Below are 18,069 nucleotides of genomic sequence, written 5' to 3'. Positions count from 1 at the left end.
ACTGACAGATAAATTCCCCTTCGCCCTTTTCCCGCTGTGACATACTATCGGGAATGTCAGCAGACCTGAAACAAGGAGCGAATCATGAATAACAAGGCCGCCAGTCTGACCCCGGAACAAGCGCTTGCCGAGCTGGAAGCGCGTTATGAAGCCTCGGTCACGGCGTTGCGCAAAGCCATCGGCGACTATATTGACCATCATACGCTCCCTGATACCGAAGCCCGCGCGGAAGGCCTTTTTGTCTATCCGCAGCTGTCGGTCTCCTGGGACGGCGCCGATCATAAAGCCCTTAAAACGCGCGCCTGGGGACGTTTCACCCATGCCGGGTGCTATACCACCACTATCACCAACCCGAAACTGTTCCGCCACTATTTACTCGAACAGCTGACCCTGCTCTATCAGGACTATGGCGCCCATATTAGCGTCGAGCTGTCGCAGCATGAAATCCCCTACCCTTACGTGATAGACGGTTCCACCCTGACCCTTGACCGTTCGATGAGCGCTGGTCTGACGCGCTATTTCCCCACCACCGAGCTGTCGCAGATTGGCGATGAGACCGCGGACGGCCTGTTCCATCCTACCGAGTTCTATCCGCTGTCGCACTTTGACGCCCGGCGCGTCGATTTTTCGCTGGCGCGTCTGCGGCACTATACCGGCACCCCGGCGGAACACTTCCAGCCCTACGTGCTGTTCACCAACTATACCCGCTACGTGGATGAGTTTGTCAGCTGGGGCTGCAGCCAGATCCTCGATCCTGACAGCCCCTATATCGCCCTCTCCTGCGCCGGCGGGATCTGGATCACCGCCGAAACCGAAGCGCCGGAGCAGGCCATTTCCGATCTGGCGTGGAAGAAGCACCAGATGCCAGCCTGGCATCTGATCACCCACGACGGCAAAGGGATCACCCTGATTAACATTGGCGTCGGCCCGGCCAACGCCAAAACCATCTGCGACCACCTGGCGGTGCTGCGCCCGGATGTCTGGCTGATGATCGGCCACTGCGGCGGCCTGCGTGAAAGCCAGGCCATCGGCGACTATGTGCTGGCCCACGCCTATCTGCGCGACGACCATGTACTGGATGCGGTGCTGCCGCCGGATATTCCCATCCCCAGCATTGCCGAAGTGCAGCGCGCCCTGTACGACGCCACCAAGCAGGTGAGCGGGATGCCGGGCGAGGAAGTGAAGCAGCGGCTGCGTACCGGGACGGTGGTCACCACCGACGACCGTAACTGGGAGCTGCGCTATTCCGCTTCCGCGCTGCGCTTTAATCTCAGCCGCGCGGTGGCTATCGATATGGAGAGCGCGACCATCGCCGCCCAGGGTTATCGCTTCCGCGTCCCCTACGGCACGCTGCTCTGCGTCTCGGACAAGCCGCTGCACGGTGAGATCAAGCTCCCCGGTCAGGCCAACCGCTTCTATGAGGGGGCCATCTCTGAGCATCTGCAGATCGGCATTCGGGCCATCGACCTGCTGCGCGCCGAGGGGGATCATATGCACTCGCGTAAGCTACGCACCTTCAACGAACCGCCGTTCCGCTAACCGGCGACGGGGGAAGAGAGAGGAAAACGCTGGCGTTCCCCGCAGGGGAGCGTCAGTGCCCGGGTGAGCGAAACAAACGTCCCGGCGGTGGCTGCGGATTATGAGTCCGCAAGGAAACGGACAGACAGAAAAGCAAAAAGCCTGCTCGAAAGCAGGCTTTTTTAAATTTGGCTCCTCTGACTGGACTCGAACCAGTGACATACGGATTAACAGTCCGCCGTTCTACCGACTGAACTACAGAGGAATCGTGTGAACGGGGCGCATATTAACGATGACGCCGGACGCTGTAAAGCCTGTTTTTAATAAAATGAATCGTTTGCCGAATTATTCCTCACTTTGCGCAAAAAATGGCGTTTATCCGGCAAACGGATCAGGTTTCCGGCGTTGAGGCCTTCACCCGCGGGTACTTCCACAGCCAGCGGCCGCTCACCATGCGGAAGTAAAACAGCGCGCCGCGCACTGCCCAGTCGAGCACCATCCCTAACCATACGCCGATCACGCCCATCCCCAGCACGATACCCAGCGTATAGCCCGCCACCACCCGGCAGCCCCACATGCCGAGCATCGACACCCACATGGTATAACGTACGTCACGGGCGCCTTTGAAGGCGCAGGGTAAAGTCCACGACAGCGACCAGATCGGCATAAACAGGGCGTTGAGCCACAGCAGCTGCTTCACCACCTCTTTTACGTCTTCTTCATGGGTATAGAACGAGGCGATAAAGCCCGCGAACGGGGCGCTGCCCCAGGCAATCAGCGTCAGAATAATGGTCGACAGCCAGAACACATGCCAGGCCTGGAATTCCGCCTGGCCAATCTGCCCTTTCCCCAGCCGCTTGCCGGTAATGATCGTCGAGGCGGAGCCGAGGGCGTTGCCCGGCAGGTTAATCAGCGAGGCCACCGAAAAAGCAATGAAATTGCCGGCGATAACGTTGGTGCCCATCCCGGCGACAAACATCTGGGTCAGCAGCTTACCGCCATTGAACAGAACCGATTCGATACTGGCCGGGATGCCGATCCCCATCACCTCCCAGATAATGGCGAAGTTAAAGGGTTTGAAGTAGCCCTTCAGCGACAGCCGCAGCGCGGGATTGAGGCCCACCATCAGCACCCAGATAGTGGCGATGGCGCCAATATAGCGGGCAATGGTCAGCCCGAGACCGGCGCCGACAAAGCCCAGCCCCGGCCAGGAGAAGAGGCCATAGATGAGCACGCTGCTGATTAGGATATTGAGGATGTTCATCCCGCCGTTGATCAACAGCGGGATTTTGGTGGTCCCGGCGCCGCGCAGTGCCCCGCTGCCGATTAGCGCAATCGCCGCCGCCGGATAGCTCAGCACCGTCAACTCGAGATAGGTCAGCGCCAGGTCCTTCACCTGCGGGGTGGCATCGCCGGCGACAAAATTAATAATCTCCTGACCAAAAGCGTGGATCACTCCCGCCAGCACAATGGAAAACAGGGTCATAATGGCCAGCGACTGGCGTGCGGCCGCTCTCGCCCGCCGCCGATCTCGCTTGCCGAGGCTAAAGGCCACCACCACTGTGGTACCCAGATCGATAGCGGCAAAAAACGACATGATCACCATGTTAAAGCTATCGGCCAGGCCCACCCCGGCCATGGCCTCTTTGCCCAGCCAGCTGACAAGGAAGGTGCTCAACACCCCCATCAACAGCACACAGGCATTTTCCAGCAGAATGGGCACAGCGAGAGGGCTGATTTCGCGCCAGTACAGCACACGATAACGCTGACGTTTTTTAAACCAGGATGTCCGTTCGACGGCCTGGCGTACGGCGGAGGTGACGTTCAAGAGAGACCTTAGTGAGAGATGTTGAAACAACATTTCAAATGATGATCGAGAAATGGATATCCTGCAAAGTATTTTTCCGTAATCATTGTCGGAAATGACAACAAATTGTTGATGGAAGCGGCAGTTGCACCTGAACGGGCGAATTGATGTTTGACAAAAGATTTTTCGCCGCTAAGATACGACTCCACACGATTCCTCTGTAGTTCAGTCGGTAGAACGGCGGACTGTTAATCCGTATGTCACTGGTTCGAGTCCAGTCAGAGGAGCCAAATTTAAAAAGCCTGCTTTCGAGCAGGCTTTTTGCTTTCTTGCGTCTCTGTCGTTAACTCTGAATCGCACCCAGCCTGGCAAACACCTCATTGACAACGGCGTCAGGGCCGCCGCCCTACGCCCCAGGTATCCTCCATGAACGCGCCACCGCTCAGCCTGAAAAAGCGCCCGGCGGTAGGATGATTTTGCTGACGCTTGCGGGTGAGATAGCGTGGATAAATCACTCTGTCCCATGTCTTTAAAGGAGGCGCCATGAACCTCAGACAACAGCAGCAGCAGGCGTTCGATCGCAGCGGAGAACCTCTTATCGTCGGCGACGTCAATCACTGTCCACTGCCGCCGGAGACCCTCGCCGCGCTGGCTGCGGATTCACCCTATGTGGTGCAGGTATACGGTTCGGGGCTGACCGGCGAGGTTTACCGGCTGCGCATCGCCGGCAAGGAGTACAATTTAAAGAAACGACGCGCCGTCGCCGGCGTTGCCAACCTTAACGGCCAGCTGTCGTTTTTAAACGAGGTACAGCGCCGGCAGGCGTTGCAACGGCTGAAGGATGACCCAAATACCGCGCCGCGCTTCACCCACATCGTCCCGACGCTGTATGCCGATTATCGCCTCGGCATCCTCCTCTCCCCCTGGATCGATGGCGAGCCGATTCACCAGCTCACCCCGCCGCTGATCGCTCAGCTGTTCACCACGCTGGAAGCCTGTGAGGAGCAGGGGCTGATGGAGTGGGATCTCTGTAGCGGGAACCTGCTGGTGGACCGGGAGGAGCAGCTGTGGCTGTTCGATTTTGGCTATATGTATCCCTTCGACCCGCTGAGAGAATTCAACAGCAACGGTCTGGCCGATCCCCTGTTTCACTTTGTCGAGCGCTTTGAGACCCGCTTCTTTTTTAGCTGGCTGATGACCCGGGTGCCCGATGCCGAACAGCAGCTGGCGCAGTATCGCGAGATGAAGCGGCTGGCGGTCGAAAGCTACCGGCGCAAGCTGGTCTGGCTTCGCGCCCGGCGGGCATCTCCGCAGGTGCAGGCTCATTTTCAGCAGATAACGGCGCGCTGGGAAACGGCGCTGGCGGACCCTGCCGCGCTGAGCCGGTTATTTGCCCTGGAGGCCTTCCGCTCACACGTGCTGGATATTGAAGACGACCTGCATGGCCAGTCCTGCACCTTGCTCACCCTGCAACGTATCGACTGGGTGATAGGCCAGCTGGAACAGCATTATGACTTTATCGCCGATCAGGGCGGCCTGTTTTATGACAACGCGGGGAAATCGCAGCAGGCGCTGCTCGGTGACTATGCGCAGAAGCGGCAGCAGGCGCAGGAGTACCTGCTGAATGCCGCCGCCGCAAAGGATTAACGGCGCTCGCGCCCCTGTTTCTGCTTCGCCTGATACATCAGGCGGTCGGCAGTGGCCACCAGCGCGTTGAGACTGGGGTGGCTGGCGGGATCGTACTCCACGCAGCCCCAGGAGAACGCCAACTGCCAGGGGTGAGCCGCCTGCTGGTTGAAACGCGCCACGTTGTGGCTGAGCGTCTCCATCGCCGCCGCGGCATCGTGGCGGCTGGTATTGGCGAACAGAATAATAAACTCATCGCCCCCCTGCCTGGCGAGGATATCGGATTCACGGAAGGCGGCTTTCATCAAATCGGCGATGGCGATCAGCGCGCGATCGCCCTCTTCATGCCCCCAGGTATCGTTGATGTGCTTAAAGCGATCGAGGTCGACAAACGCCAGGCTGACCGGCTCATGACGGCGCTGGGCCGTCAGCAGGGCATACTCGGCCAGGGTGAGGAATCCCCGGCGGTTAAACAGTCCCGTCAGCTCATCAGAGGTTGCCGCATCCAGCACCTTGAACTCATCCTCCACGATCGCCGCCAGATCGCTTAAGATCTGCATTTCATGCGCGGAAAACGAACGCGGCTGATGGTCCATCAGGCAAAAAGACCCCACCGTCGCGCCATCCGGCAGCTGCACCGGGTACCCGGCGTAAAAGCGGATAAACGGCGCCTGGATCACCAGCGGGTTGTCGTGAAAACGCTCGTCCTGCTGCATGTCGTTAACGATAAGCGGGTCGGTTTGCAAAATGGTATGGGCGCAAAATGAAATATCTCTCGGCACCGTGTCCACATCCAGACCGGCACAGGATTTGATATGCAGCAGATCTTCCCCTACCAGGCTGATGGACGCCACCGGCAGGTTATACAGCGAACGGGCAAGCCTGGTCAGGCGATCAAAGCGTTCTTCTTTTCCGCTATTCAACAGCCCGGAAGAGCGAAGCGATTGCAGGCGACGCTGCTCGTCGGGATGAAGTCCGGCTAATTTCATTGTCTCTCTCTTGTCTCTTGCGCAGAATTCCACCGGGCTTCCCGCGGGAAACCCGGCGTTTTATCCTGCCAGGGGAAAAATAGTCGTCAGGTATTCCATGAGTTAAGCAGATTTCCCCTGCTCGTCAACCGGCGCGCCCCGGCGACGGGCGGCCGGGGCGCTGGCGGAAGGCCATTGCGGCATTCCGCACGGCGAAAGGGAAGATCAGGCGCGGATAAACGCCAGCAGATCGGCGTTGATGGTATCGGCGTGGGAAGTGTGCATCCCGTGCGGGAAGCCAGGGTAAACGATCAGCTGGCTGTTGGGCAGCAGCTGGTCCTGCAGGATAGCGGCATTTTTATAGGGAACCACCTGATCGTCATCGCCCTGCATGACCAGCACCGGCAGCGTAATCGACTTAAGATCTTCGGTCTGATCCGTTTCTGAAAACGCCTTAATACCTTCATAATGGGCTTTGGCGCTGCCGATCATCCCCTGTCGCCACCAGTTCTGGATCGTCCCCTGCGACACCTCCGCTCCGTCACGATTAAAGCCATAGAACGGGCCAGAGGCGACGTCGAGATAGAACTGGGCGCGGTTAGCCGCCAGCGCTTTGCGGAAACCGTCAAACACCTCGATCGGCGTGCCGCCAGGATTCTGTTCGGTTTTGACCATCAGCGGCGGAACGGCGCTGATGAGCACCGCCTTCGCCACCCGCCCCTGCGGCTGGCCGTAGCGGGCCACGTAGCGGGCGACCTGGCCGCCGCCGGTGGAGTGCCCGACGTGGACCGCATTGTGCAGATCCAGATGCTCCACTACCGCCGAGACGTCTGCCGCATAATGGTCCATATCATGCCCCTCGCTGACCTGATCGGAGCGGCCATGGCCCCGGCGGTCGATGGCGATGACCCGAAAGCCTTCGGCAAGGAAAAACAACATCTGGTTATCCCAGTCGTCGGCGCTTAACGGCCAGCCGTGATGAAAAACAATCGGCTGAGCTTCCTTTGGACCCCAGTCTTTGAAGTAAATATTGACGCCGTCTTGGGTGGTGACAAATGCCATGTTACAGACTCCTCTTTCAGGATAACCAGCCTGCAGGCCCGTGCCTGGACTGAATGCCGACGGCGGCCGGCTGAGATGCCAGCCGCGCAGGAATGTGATGCCAGTAACAGTGTAGAAGAAATTTATCACCCCGCCGGACGACTTATCCCGTTTCGCTTGATCGGCTCGCCTGAACCCGGCAAGCGGCGGCTACTACGCCGCACTCTCCTGCTGGCGGATGCGCACAATCAGCGCGCCGAGCAGCGCCCAGTCCAGCAGCACGGCGAAGGCAAAGTTCACGCCGCCGCGTCCTGCCCCGGCGGTGTGCCAGGTCAGCAGCGTCGCCGCGATAGCGACAGCCACGCTCAGCGCCGTGGCGCCGCTGACGCGGCGACCCGACAGGGCCGCCCGTCCCGCGGCAACGCGCCAGGCGACAGCCGCCCCCGCGCTGCCGAACATCACGCCGGGGAGCAGCGACGGCCAGGCCTGGCCGCCATACCAGGCCACCAGCGCCAGCAGCCAGCCGGCCGCCGACACCAGGAAGGCCCAGCGCGTCGCCGTCAGGGGCGCCCGATAGAGCCAGGGCTGCGCGCGCGCGAATCCCCATCCGGCGCCGAAGGCCGCGATCAGGAGCGCCAGCAGACCCAGCGTGCCGCTCGCCCCGATAACGGGGGCCATGATAAACAGCAAGGCCCCGGCGGCGAAGACCACGCTGAGGGCGATGGCGCGGCCGCGCGGGTCGATGGTTCCCCCCGCGTTCGCGGCGGCATGGTGGTGTAAAACGTGCATATTCAGCTCCTGACACTTTAAACGGCATGAAAATAACTCATGTCATCGTCTTTACATGCCCGTAGCCTATCGCCACTATACAGGGACACACAAACGCATAGTTTTCAGCCATAGATGAGAAAAAATCAGCCATGAGAACCCCCCGCCTGCCGCCGCTGGGCGCCCTGCGCGCCTTTCACGCCGTCGCCCGCCAGCGTAGTTTTAAACTGGCCGCCGGGGCGCTCGGCGTCAGCGCGACGGCGGTCAGCCATCAGATTAAACTGCTGGAATCGGTCCTGGAGTGCCGGGTCTGCGAACGCAGCGCGCAGGGCGTCAGCCTGACCGCCGATGGCGAGATCCTCTACGCCGCCACCCAGCGCGCCTTCAGCGCCCTGGAGCAGGCCGTCGTCCAGATAGCCCAGGCCCGCCAGCCGCCATCCTTAACCGTCACCACCACCTCCAATTTTCTCACCCACTGGCTGGTGCCACGACTGGCGGACTTCACCGCCCGCTTTCCGGCTATCGACCTGCGTCTGCACACCAGCGTCGAACGGGTGGATCTGCATCTGGGCACGGTGGACGCCGCGATTCGCTATCGCGAAACGCCCGAGCCGGATCTGTGCTGTACCCTGCTGCATAAGGATCGCTTTATCGTGGTCGCCAGCCCGACGCTGGCCCTCAGCCGGCCTGACGATCTGGCGCAGGTGACGCTGTTTCACGTCGCCAACCGGCACGTACCGGCCGATTCGCCGAGCTGGGAGAACTGGCGTCGCCGCTATGGACCGCCGACGCTGAATATTGACGCGGGGTTAACCTTTAGCGATGAAACCCATGCCCTGCAGGCGGCGGTGGCCGGCCAGGGGGCGGTGATCGCCAGCGAACTGCTGGCGCGGGATCTGCTGCAGCGCGGGGTATTATCCGCGCCATTCAGCGGCGCATTGCCGGGCGCCAGCTACTATCTGGTCACCACCGAAGCGGCAGCGCAGCGGGCGGATATTATCGCGCTGCGGGAGTGGCTGGTGGGTCAGATGGCCCTGGGCGACAGCGGCCAGCCGGCAGCGGGATAGCGGCCAGCCGGCAGCGGGATAGCGGCCTTACCAGCCGCAAACGTTGGTCTCTTCGTCGGACTCATAGCCGCGGACGATATTGATCAGCTCCTTCACCGCATCGGCCGCGGTAAGCGGGTCGCGCAGCGCCGCCAGCGAGGAAAAGCTTTTATCGACCGAGACGCCGTTATTGTTATTGGTGACCGTCAGCACAAACTCCCCCTCTAAATTGTCGTCCGGCAGAGCGCTCAGCAGCCCATTAACGGCCTCTACCGCCTGCTGCGGAATATACAAGACCATCGGTTTGAGGAATATTTTTTCTTGTTTCCGCTGAAGCCGGCCATTCTTTACCGCTAAGGTATAACCTTTATTTTCACTGCTCATAATTTTATCCCTCGATGAGAATTTTCGGATCAACATAGAAGTCGACATTAAATACCGTGTCCTCCGAGAGGGCCTCAATGCAGTGCCATTTTTCCGGCGGAAAAACGCCAAACTGGCCGGCTTCAATGGTCAGCGTTTCAACCGGTTCGGGGCTGGTTTCATCGGCATAGCCGAGATAGCGGATCGCCCCCTGCATCACCGACAGCCGGGGATAGACCCCCTGGCGGGTGCCAGCGTCCAGATGGCGGCGCCAGATAGAGGCCGGAGCGGTCTCCTTAGTCCACAGCGGCGTGCTGCGGGTATGAACGTAATGGGTGGGAATAATAATTCGCTGCATGATTGCGCCTCACTTTACCGTCGCAAAGGATACGGTCAGAAATAGCCTATATGATGCATATCATATACCTCTTTCAAAGGTGAAGGATATTATTTTCCTGGCGAATTTTATCTCTACTCCTTTTTATACCCCTCTGGGATTAGCGCTAAGAGAAAATAAAAAAGGCGATTCCAGCTTGCTGAAATCGCCCGGAATAATATCTTTAAGGGCATTCATATTCCATTTAGCGCAGCGGACTCGGTTTGCCGATTAAATAGCCCTGCACCAGGTCGCAGCCCAGCGCCTGCAGCGAGGCCAACTGCTCTTCGGTCTCCACGCCTTCAGCCACAATGCGCATATGCAGGCTCTTTCCCATGCTGATAATCAGGCGCACGATATCCAGATCGTCTTTTTGCTCCGGAATATTGATAACAAACGAGCGGTCGATTTTGATTTTATCGAACGGGAAGTAGCTTAAACGCGACAACGAAGAATAGCCGGTACCAAAGTCATCGATGGAGATTTGAATGCCCTGCTCGCGCAGCTGGCTGAGAATTTCCAGCGAACGGGTGTTCTCATTGAACACATCCGACTCGGTGATCTCCAGATCCAGCCGTCGTGGATCGAGTCCAGTCTGCTGCAATACGCTGATAATGGTGTCGGTCAGCGAGGTGTTCATCAGCTGAATCGGTGAAACGTTAACCGAGACCTTGAGCGGCGTCGCCCAGCTGGCCGCTTCGGCACAGGCGGTTTTCAGCACCCACTCGCCGAGGGCATTGATAAGGCCGATTTTCTCTGCCACCGGGATAAACACCGTCGGCGGCACGGCGCCGCGCACCGGATGGAACCAGCGAACCAACGCTTCATAACCGTAGATTTCGCGCGTAACGGTATCGGCGATCGGCTGGTAGTAGACTTTGAATTCGTCATGGGCCAGGGCCTGCAGCAGATCGTCTTCAAACGATTTATTCTCCTGCAGACGCTGCAGCATTCCCGGCCGGAAGATTTGCACATGGCCGCTGCCCTCTTTTTTCGCCTCATACAGGGCGAGGTCGGCGCACTTGTACAGATAATCGGTCCGGCTTTCGCCATCAGAGATCACGATCCCGATGCAGGCGTCGATATTAATCTGCGCATCGTAGATCAGATAGGGCTGGCTGATCTTCTCCCGGATAACATTGGCCCGCTCGAGCGCCATCTCTTCGGTCAGATCGTAAGAGAGCATCGCGAACTCATCGCCGCCGAGACGATACAGCGTCTCTGAGGTTTTACGGAAAAAAGAGAGGCGGCTGGCCAGATCCTGCAGCAGCTTATCGCCGGCGTCATGCCCGAGGGTATCGTTTACATCCTTAAAGCTGTCGAGGTCGAAAAGCATCACCACGGCGCAGCCATTATAGGGGCGCACCTGATTGACGATCTCCTGCAGACGCTGCCAGAAAGAGAGACGGTTTGGCATACCGGTCAGCGAATCATGGTAGGCATCGTACTGCAGTCGACGGTTCTGCACCTGCAGCTTCTCTTTCGAGGCCTGCAGATCGTTGGCCAGGGTTTTCATACGAACGTGGGCGCGCCGCAGGTTATTATTCTGCCGCAGCATCAGCAGCCCGAGGGAAATACACATGGCGATCAGCAGAATGGAGATCACCGAGTAGATATAATAGAGATGCTGAATTTTATCATGGGTGATATTAACGATGTTAATATCTTGCGTCAGCGTGGCGGCCGCCATTGAGGTCAGGGGGCCATCCAGCTCGCTTAACACCGGCAGGATCGCTTTAACCTGCGCCGGCGTCATGGTATCAACTTGTTTATCAAGCAAATGGAGATTGCGGATCAGCGTGGCGACCACCGCCTTCCGCTGTTCGCTTTTATTAATAAAGCGACCCAGATCGCCCTCCTGCAGGAGTTCGATCTGGCTCATCATGATCTCGAGGCGCAGGCGCACCTCATCGTGGTCCGCCCCTTCGGCCCCAATCGCCATTCCCGCCAGACGAGACTCCAGTCGCATATATTCCGATACCATCTGCGACATTGACCACGAGTCCGTATAGCGGGTAAATTTTTGCAACTCACTTTGTCGCTCATGCACCAGATAAGTAATATATCCAGTCACAATAAACAACGACAAAATAATAGCCGTGAGTATTCGATTCAAGATCCGACCCTTACTCTATTATAATCTTAGAAACTTGCCAGGCCGATCGGGAATAATAGATCTGGTTCTGTAATTCAGCGCTGCTGTCGTAAGGGTAGACGATAAATAACGGGCCTTTATCCCGAACGCGCATATATTGGCCGTTCATTTTTAACGCCATAATGACCGGGAATTTATAAAAATCGTCCATCGGGATAATGGTGGTGTAGTCGTTGAGCGCCAGCACGCGGACGGATTGACCTTTAGCGCCGACTAAATCCATGAGTTTATTAAGGGGAATGCCGTCAAAACGGACCTTGCCGGTGTACCAGGGGGTGGTGGTTTCCACCGTCTTCATGCCCAGCTTTTCCAGCATCGCGAGATCAAAAACCGCCTTGTCACCGACGTTCGTATTTCCGATTTTGCCGGAAATGGTCAGTACAGGTTTTCCTGTCGGCGCAGGCAGTTTTTCAGCATAAGCAGAAGGCAACATGACAGAACAAAATAAAACTGCAAGAAGTAGACGCATTTAACTCACCATTCCAGAGAAGGAGACATGTTAAGTGTAAACCATTTACGTCAATTCTTAAAAGGTGCTCCTCTTTGTTATCCGTTGATTTAATTAAAAGTATAAGCTTGCTGGCAAATTGCCAGAATGTTGAGTAAAGGGTGTGATTTCGCCCGCCTTTCCGGTCGCTTATTTTTGCACCAGCTCGCCGCTTAGCAGGCAAACTACTTTCCTCCACGGCCGCTGCGCGGTAGTCTCAGTGCAGACGCTACGCTAAAAGCGTCTCATTCCAATAACAACGAATTACGTGACTGACAGGACAGGGTATGGATTCAACAATAAGCGTGCAGCCCGGCGAGGCGCCGGATTCGCTGCATCGGGCCCGGCGGGCGGCATGGGGCAGCTTTGCCGGCGCCGTGGTCGACTGGTACGATTTTCTTCTCTATGGCATTACCGCCGCGCTGGTGTTCAACCGCGAATTTTTCCCGCAAATCAGCCCGGCGATGGGCACCCTTGCCGCGTTTGCCACCTTCGGCGTCGGGTTTCTTTTTCGCCCGCTGGGCGGGATTATCTTTGGCCACTTCGGCGACCGTCTCGGGCGCAAGCGGATGCTGATGATGACCGTCTGGATGATGGGTATCGCCACCGCCTGCATCGGCCTGCTCCCCTCATTCAGCCAGATCGGCTGGTGGGCGCCGGTGCTGCTGGTGTTCCTGCGGGCGGTTCAGGGCTTTGCCGTCGGCGGCGAATGGGGCGGCGCGGCGCTGCTCTCGGTGGAGAACGCGCCGAAGGGAAAAAAAGCCTTTTACAGCAGCGGGGTGCAGGTGGGCTACGGCGTCGGCCTGCTGCTCTCCACCGGGCTGGTATCGCTGATCAGCAGCCTGACCACCGACGAGCAGTTCCTCAGCTGGGGCTGGCGCTTACCCTTCCTGTTCAGCGTGGCGCTGGTCCTGATTGCGCTGTGGATCCGTAACGGTATGGCCGAATCGCAGGAGTTTGAAGCCCAGCAGAGCCAGGCCAACGCGCCGCAGGTGAAAAAGCGACTGCCGGTGGTGGAAGCCCTGCTTCGCCATCCCGGGGCGTTTTTACTGATTATTGCCCTGCGGTTGTGCGAACTGCTGACCATGTACATCGTCACCGCCTTCGCCCTCAACTACTCGACGCAAAACCTCGGCCTGCCGCGCGAGCTGTTCCTCAACATCGGCCTGCTGGTGGGCGGCCTCAGCTGTCTGACTATCCCCTGCTTCGCTTGGCTGGCAGACCGCTTTGGCCGTCGGCGGATCTATATTACCGGGGCGCTGATCGGCACGCTGAGCGGTTTTCCGTTCTTTATGGCGCTGGAGAGTCAGTCCGTTTTCTGGATCCTGTTCTTCGCCCTGATGCTGGCCAATATCGCCCATGATATGGTGGTCTGCGTCCAGCAGCCGATGTTTACCGAGCTGTTCGGCGCCAGCTATCGCTACAGCGGCGCCGGCGTCGGCTACCAGGTGGCGAGCGTGGTCGGCGGCGGCTTTACGCCCTTTATCGCCGCGGCGCTGGTCACCTTCTCCGGGGGCTCCTGGCACAGCGTGGCCCTCTATCTGACCGCGGGATGCCTGCTGTCAGCGCTCACCGCGCTGTTGATGAAAAAGCATACCGTCGACTGACCAGCCTTCGGAGGGCGCGACCCGCGCCCTCCGGTAAGGAGAACGCATGTCTCTGTTGCCCCTGGCCGACTGCTGGCCACGCCGCTTTACCCCCGCCTCGCTGGCGCTGCAGTTTTGCGAGGACCCCACCCAGGCGGAACAACCGCTGTTTGCCAAAGCCGGCGCCGGCGAGGCCGTCGCCCAGCTCTGGCAGGCGCCGCAGGGATTCGTGGTGCCGGGGAGCTATCGTCAGTTTGCGGACCTGCCGGCGGTCAGCGCGCATTTTGCCGCGCGGGGCTGGCCGGTATGGCTGCGCCGCTCCGGGGGCGGTCTGGTGCCCCAGGGGCCGGGGATTATCAACCTCAGCCTCGCCTGGCCGGTGCAGCAGCCGCTCGGCGAGGCCGCCGAACCCATCTATCACTCGCTGTGCGCTGTGCTGCAGCGCACCCTCGCGCGCTTCGGCGTTGCCAGCCACGCCCGGGCGGTGAGCGGTTCCTTTTGCGATGGCCGGTATAACCTCGCCTGCGGAGAGGGAGAGGAGGCGCGCAAGATTGTCGGTACCGCCCAGTACTGGCGGCCGCAGACGGCGAGCGGCGGCCATGTGGTGCTGGCCCATGCGGTGATCCTTATTGACGCCGACCTTAGCGCGGCGCATCAGGCGGCGAACGCCTTCGAAGCGCAGCTCGGCAGCGGGCGGGTCTACCGCGCCGACAAAACCGTCACCCTGGCGCAGTTACTTCCCGGCGAGCGCCATCTGCTCCCCCGCTTCAGCGAGGCGCTGGCCCGGGAGCTGGACGCGGCTCGCTGAAGGTCGCTTTCAGGTAGCGGCTAAAGGTCTCCACCGCGCGCGACACCCGCGGAGTATAGGGCCGGATGACGTACAGCCGATCGGCGAACACCTCCACCGGCTGCCACGCCGCCAGCAGCTCCTGCACCAGCCCGCGGCCGATAGCCTCCCGGGCGCTAAAATCCGGCAGCAGCGCCACCCCCAACCCCGCCAGCACCGCATCGCGCAGCGACTCGCTGTTGTTGGTGGCGAACGGCCCCTGCACGTTGATGGTCACCCGCTCATCGGGCGTCTGGCGGGAGGCGAACGTCCACTGCGGGCGCTGGGGCCCACGGGGATAGGTCAGGCACTGGTGTTGACGCAGATCGTCAGGTGTCTCCGGGCGGCCATGGCGGCGAATATAGTCGGCGGATGCGACGATCAGCGTGGCCGTGTGGCACAGCGGCCAGGCGACGTGGGTGTCCGGGAGCGCCTCGCGCCGACAGTGGCGGATGGCGAGGTCGAACCCTTCGCTGCCGAGAGAGACCAGCCGGTCGGTCACCTCCAGCTGCAGATGCAGCTGGGGATGTTGATGTAAAAAGGGCGCGATCGCCGGCACCAGCTGCTGACGGGAAAAGGCCACCGGCGCCGTCAGGCGCAACGTCCCCCGCAGCGGTCCGCCCTCATCGCAGGCGCCGGTGAAAATATCCCGCAGCTGGCCAAACGGCTCACTGAGCTCCGCCACCAGCCGCAGCCCGTCGTCGCTGAGGCTGACGCTGCGGGTGGTGCGATGGACCAGCGTTTTACCGGTCACCCGCTCCAGCTCGCTGATTTTCTGGCTGATGGCCGACTTGCTGATCCCCAGCTTTTCCGCGGCCCGGGTATAGCTTTTCTGCTCTTCCAGCACCGTCAGCCAGTAGAGATGGGCCCAGTAACTCTCCGGACGACTCTCGCTCATATTGATTGTTCACCAGTAAAAACAATGTATTCAACTATAGCGGTTTTTGCCCGCGACGGCATCGGCTAGCATCCATATCAGACAGCGATTATTCCCTAACGATAAGGACCACCTGCATGCCATTACTGACATTTGACCTGATTGAAGGCCGTACGGAACAGGAGATCAGAACCCTGCTGGATGCCGCTCATCGCGCCGTGCTGCGCGCCTTCGAGGTACCGGAACGCGACCGCTACCAGATTGTTCACGAAAACAAAGCCCACCATATGGTGATTGAAGACACCGGCCTCGGACTGACCCGCACGCGGGATCAGGTGGTGGTGCGGGTCTATACCAGCCCGCGCAGCGACGCGCAGAAGCAGCGTTTCTTCGCCATTCTGCAGGAGGAGCTGGCGGAGCACTGCGGCCTGAGCGGGGATGATGTGATGGTGTCGATTATCAGCAACCAGAAAGGCGACTGGAGTTTTGGCCGCGGGGTCGCGCAGTATCTTACCGGCGATCTCTAACCCGCGGCCGGGAGGGCGCTGTCAGCGGCGGCCTGCCGCCGCGATGCGCTGGCGCGCCTGCTGTTCGATATTTTCCAGCAGTTCCTGGACATCGTCTTCGTCAATGTCGAGGAACTGGCCTTCCAGCAGGGCGGCGTGAATATCTTCCCGGGTAACCGAAATGCCCAGCGGCACCGCACGGGATTTGACCTCCTCCGCCGCCAGCGGATGGGGGTAGCGGCGGCCAACCAGATTGTTAAACACGATGGCCAGCAGCGCCAGCATCAGCGAGTTGAGCAGCACCGGCGTCAGCACAAAGTGATAGCCTTCGCTGTGCACCCCGGCGCCGCCGAGGATCGCCGTCAGGGCCACCGCGCCGCCGGGAGGATGCAGGCAGCGCAGAAAATACATCCCGGCGATGGCCAGCGCCGCCGCCAGCCCGCAGGCCAGCGCCGGGTCGGGCACCAGCATACCCACCGTGACGCCGATCAGCGCCGACAGCACATTACCGCCGACAATCGACCACGGCTGCGCCAGCGGACTGCTCGGCACGCCAAACAGGAGTACCGCCGATGCGCCCATGGGGGCAATAAACCACAGATTGACTTCGCCGAGCAGCCAGTGGCTGAACATGCTGGTCACCGCCAGCCCGGTGCCGGCGCCGATGGAGCCCAGCACAATATGCCGACGAGCCACCGGCAGCGCGTGCGGCTTCAGCCGCCCAAGGAAAATCCGCAGCCGTGAAAACAGGCCCGCGGGAATAACACTCAACATCGCTTTATCGCTCAGATCATAGGAGTTACTTATATTTTATTTTCTTTTTTTAACCTTACATTAACAACCCTGTATTTAGCAGGGGATCGCGCGGGCGGCGATTTCCGGGCGGCGCAGGGCTGTGAATTCTCGCCCGGGCTGATAGAATCCCTTTTCTGTCAGGGGGATACCCCTTTTGCGAACTGAAGGTCATAACCCAGTGAATAATAAAATCTCTTTAGCGAAAGAAGTGGCATGGGCCAGCCAGAATATGCCGCGTACCCTGCGTCAGGTCGCCGCCCTGCCCGACCTCAGCGGCGTCCGCCTTGCCTGCTGTATGCACCTCGACATGAAAATGATCCCGCTGGTGCAGGGGATCCTCGACAAGGGCGCTCAGGTCTTTTTAACCACCTGTAACCCCACCACCGTGCAGGACGACGTGGTGGCCTGGCTGGTGGAGCGCGGCGCCGAGGCCTGCGCCTGGCGCAATATGAGCGATGCCGACTGGCAACAGTCATGGGAAAAAGCGATCGCCTGGCAGCCCACTCACCTGTGCGAAATGGGGGCCGATATCACCACCCTCCTCCATCAGCGCGGCGAGTTCGGCAACATCGTGGCGGGTCTGGAAGCCACCGGCTCCGGCGTCAATCGGCTGGGGGATATTCAGCCCGGCTATCCGATCTTTAACTGGGACGATCTGCCGGTCAAAGAGGGGCTGCATAACCGCCATATGGTCGGTCTCACCGCCTGGCACACCTTCTTCCAGACCACTCATCTCACCCTGCATGAGAAAAAAGTGCTGGTGATCGGCTACGGCCTGGTTGGCCAGGGCGTCGCGGCGGCGGCAAAAGCCTTTGGCGGCCAGGTGATGGTGGCGGAGATCGATCCTGCCCGTCGGCTGCAGGCGGCCTATGACGGCTGGCACGTGGTCGATCTGCAGGAGGCTATCGCCTCGGCGGACGTGGTAGCCACCGCGACAGGCGGTAAAAACGTGGTTAATCGCCAGGCGCTGGACCGGGCGAAAGCGGGCGTGTTTATCCTTAACGTCGGCCACGTGGCGGAAGAGATCGACGGCGAGTACCTGCGCCAGTACCCTCAGGAAGAGGTGATGCCGTATATCAACGCCTACCGCATGGCTGACAAAACCGTCTACCTGATGGCCAATGGCTCGATGCTCAACCTGACCGCCGGCTTCGGCGACAGCCTTAACGCCTTTGACGTCACCCTGGCGGTGATGGCCAGCGGTATCGGCCATATTGTCAGCGACGGTATGCGCGCCCCGGCGCAGGTTTACCTGCTGCCGCAGGCGGTCTGGCAGCAGGCGCTGTAAACCCGGCGCACCGTCCCCCTTCCTCGAGACGATGCG

Annotated in this window: 18 protein-coding genes, 2 tRNA genes and 1 pseudogene; 9 read left to right on the top strand and 12 right to left on the bottom strand. The window is 59.8% G+C overall.

Translation table 11 applies throughout. The features are described from left to right. The first annotated feature begins 84 nt into the window (after nt 1-84). Entirely contained in the window at nt 85-1,539 is a 1,455-nt protein-coding gene (locus MKR05_RS05770; protein WP_023290306.1) for an AMP nucleosidase, read from the top strand. A gap of 168 nt (nt 1,540-1,707) precedes the next feature. Here the strand turns inward: MKR05_RS05770 and MKR05_RS05765 are convergent. From MKR05_RS05765 to MKR05_RS27030, 3 genes and pseudogenes are all read right to left on the bottom strand, one after another. Continuing rightward, nucleotides 1,708-1,783, bottom strand: a tRNA-Asn gene (locus MKR05_RS05765). Nucleotides 1,784-1,909: 126 nt separating this feature from the next. Then, nucleotides 1,910-3,346 carry an EmmdR/YeeO family multidrug/toxin efflux MATE transporter gene (locus MKR05_RS05760; RefSeq protein ID WP_032456343.1) on the bottom strand — a complete coding sequence of 479 codons (1,437 nt, stop codon included), beginning with the start codon at nt 3,344-3,346 and terminating at the stop codon, nt 1,910-1,912. A gap of 89 nt (nt 3,347-3,435) precedes the next feature. Further along, nucleotides 3,436-3,534: pseudogene (locus tag MKR05_RS27030) on the bottom strand (DUF5951 family protein); the annotation flags it as partial. Between the two features lie 5 nt (nt 3,535-3,539). Here MKR05_RS27030 and MKR05_RS05755 point away from each other — a divergent pair. Both MKR05_RS05755 and MKR05_RS05750 read left to right on the top strand, forming a co-directional pair. Further along, nucleotides 3,540-3,615, top strand: a tRNA-Asn gene (locus tag MKR05_RS05755). Nucleotides 3,616-3,868: 253 nt separating this feature from the next. Beyond that, a complete protein-coding gene (locus tag MKR05_RS05750; protein WP_023290316.1) occupies nt 3,869-4,972 on the top strand; it encodes an AarF/UbiB family protein in 1,104 nt (367 codons plus the stop codon). Here the strand turns inward: MKR05_RS05750 and MKR05_RS05745 are convergent. The 3 genes from MKR05_RS05745 to MKR05_RS05735 form a co-directional block, all read right to left on the bottom strand. Continuing rightward, entirely contained in the window at nt 4,969-5,940 is a 972-nt protein-coding gene (locus MKR05_RS05745; protein ID WP_023290317.1) for a sensor domain-containing diguanylate cyclase, read from the bottom strand. The genes MKR05_RS05750 and MKR05_RS05745 overlap by 4 nt on opposite strands. 204 nt (nt 5,941-6,144) lie before the next feature. Beyond that, the gene (locus tag MKR05_RS05740) at nt 6,145-6,981 is read right to left on the bottom strand and encodes an alpha/beta fold hydrolase (protein WP_023290318.1); all 837 of its coding nucleotides are present in this window, start codon (nt 6,979-6,981) and stop codon (nt 6,145-6,147) included. Nucleotides 6,982-7,173: 192 nt separating this feature from the next. Beyond that, complete coding sequence (locus MKR05_RS05735) at nt 7,174-7,749, bottom strand: hypothetical protein (protein WP_284118186.1); 576 nt, start codon at nt 7,747-7,749, stop codon at nt 7,174-7,176. A gap of 131 nt (nt 7,750-7,880) precedes the next feature. On the opposite strand from MKR05_RS05735, the gene MKR05_RS05730 reads away from it, so the two are divergent. After that, nucleotides 7,881-8,795: a LysR substrate-binding domain-containing protein gene (locus MKR05_RS05730; protein WP_049013775.1), complete on the top strand. Its 915-nt coding sequence runs from the start codon at nt 7,881-7,883 to the stop codon at nt 8,793-8,795. Nucleotides 8,796-8,822: 27 nt separating this feature from the next. Here the strand turns inward: MKR05_RS05730 and MKR05_RS05725 are convergent, their stop codons facing one another. Both MKR05_RS05725 and MKR05_RS05720 read right to left on the bottom strand, forming a co-directional pair. Then, nucleotides 8,823-9,158, bottom strand: coding sequence for a DUF1869 domain-containing protein (locus tag MKR05_RS05725; protein ID WP_284118187.1), 336 nt, complete (start codon nt 9,156-9,158; stop codon nt 8,823-8,825). A gap of 4 nt (nt 9,159-9,162) precedes the next feature. Further along, entirely contained in the window at nt 9,163-9,495 is a 333-nt protein-coding gene (locus tag MKR05_RS05720; RefSeq protein ID WP_002911866.1) for a DUF1971 domain-containing protein, read from the bottom strand. On the opposite strand from MKR05_RS05720, the gene MKR05_RS26960 reads away from it, so the two are divergent. Next, entirely contained in the window at nt 9,494-9,748 is a 255-nt protein-coding gene (locus MKR05_RS26960; protein WP_048297843.1) for a hypothetical protein, read from the top strand. The genes MKR05_RS05720 and MKR05_RS26960 overlap by 2 nt on opposite strands. Here MKR05_RS26960 and MKR05_RS05715 read toward each other — a convergent pair. Together MKR05_RS05715 and MKR05_RS05710 are read right to left on the bottom strand one after the other, a co-directional pair. Beyond that, nucleotides 9,719-11,629, bottom strand: a complete 1,911-nt coding sequence (locus MKR05_RS05715; protein WP_072422157.1) for a bifunctional diguanylate cyclase/phosphodiesterase — start codon at nt 11,627-11,629, stop codon at nt 9,719-9,721. The two genes, MKR05_RS26960 and MKR05_RS05715, sit on opposite strands and share 30 nt — an antisense overlap. Before the next feature lie 10 nt (nt 11,630-11,639). Beyond that, the gene (locus MKR05_RS05710; RefSeq protein WP_032428930.1) at nt 11,640-12,137 is read right to left on the bottom strand and encodes a molybdopterin-dependent oxidoreductase; all 498 of its coding nucleotides are present in this window, start codon (nt 12,135-12,137) and stop codon (nt 11,640-11,642) included. A gap of 305 nt (nt 12,138-12,442) precedes the next feature. On the opposite strand from MKR05_RS05710, the gene shiA reads away from it, so the two are divergent. Beyond that, entirely contained in the window at nt 12,443-13,762 is a 1,320-nt protein-coding gene (gene shiA, locus MKR05_RS05705; RefSeq protein ID WP_023290324.1) for a shikimate transporter, read from the top strand. Between the two features lie 46 nt (nt 13,763-13,808). Continuing rightward, on the top strand, nt 13,809-14,549 hold the full coding sequence (locus MKR05_RS05700) for a lipoyl protein ligase domain-containing protein (RefSeq protein ID WP_107112719.1): 741 nt from the start codon (nt 13,809-13,811) through the stop codon (nt 14,547-14,549). On the opposite strand, the gene MKR05_RS05695 is transcribed toward MKR05_RS05700, so the two are convergent. Next, nucleotides 14,509-15,465 (bottom strand): LysR family transcriptional regulator, encoded by a 957-nt coding sequence (locus MKR05_RS05695; RefSeq protein ID WP_284118188.1) that lies wholly within the window; start codon nt 15,463-15,465, stop codon nt 14,509-14,511. The two genes, MKR05_RS05700 and MKR05_RS05695, sit on opposite strands and share 41 nt — an antisense overlap. A gap of 116 nt (nt 15,466-15,581) precedes the next feature. Here MKR05_RS05695 and MKR05_RS05690 point away from each other — a divergent pair, with 116 nt between their 5' ends. Continuing rightward, nucleotides 15,582-15,971: a tautomerase family protein gene (locus MKR05_RS05690; protein WP_023290327.1), complete on the top strand. Its 390-nt coding sequence runs from the start codon at nt 15,582-15,584 to the stop codon at nt 15,969-15,971. A 21-nt stretch (nt 15,972-15,992) separates the two neighbouring features. On the opposite strand, the gene MKR05_RS05685 is transcribed toward MKR05_RS05690, so the two are convergent. Next, on the bottom strand, nt 15,993-16,724 hold the full coding sequence (locus tag MKR05_RS05685; protein ID WP_023290328.1) for an HPP family protein: 732 nt from the start codon (nt 16,722-16,724) through the stop codon (nt 15,993-15,995). Between the two features lie 199 nt (nt 16,725-16,923). On the opposite strand from MKR05_RS05685, the gene MKR05_RS05680 reads away from it, so the two are divergent. Further along, nucleotides 16,924-18,033, top strand: a complete 1,110-nt coding sequence (locus MKR05_RS05680; RefSeq protein WP_004203536.1) for an adenosylhomocysteinase — start codon at nt 16,924-16,926, stop codon at nt 18,031-18,033. Nucleotides 18,034-18,069 lie beyond the last annotated feature (36 nt).

It is taken from the genome of Klebsiella sp. K5-204 (assembly GCF_030128585.1).
In the GTDB taxonomy this organism is placed as follows: Bacteria; Pseudomonadota; Gammaproteobacteria; order Enterobacterales; family Enterobacteriaceae; genus Klebsiella; species Klebsiella quasipneumoniae.
The sequence above is the reverse complement of the archived record's forward strand: the minus strand, read 5'-3'. Positions and strand labels throughout refer to the sequence as shown.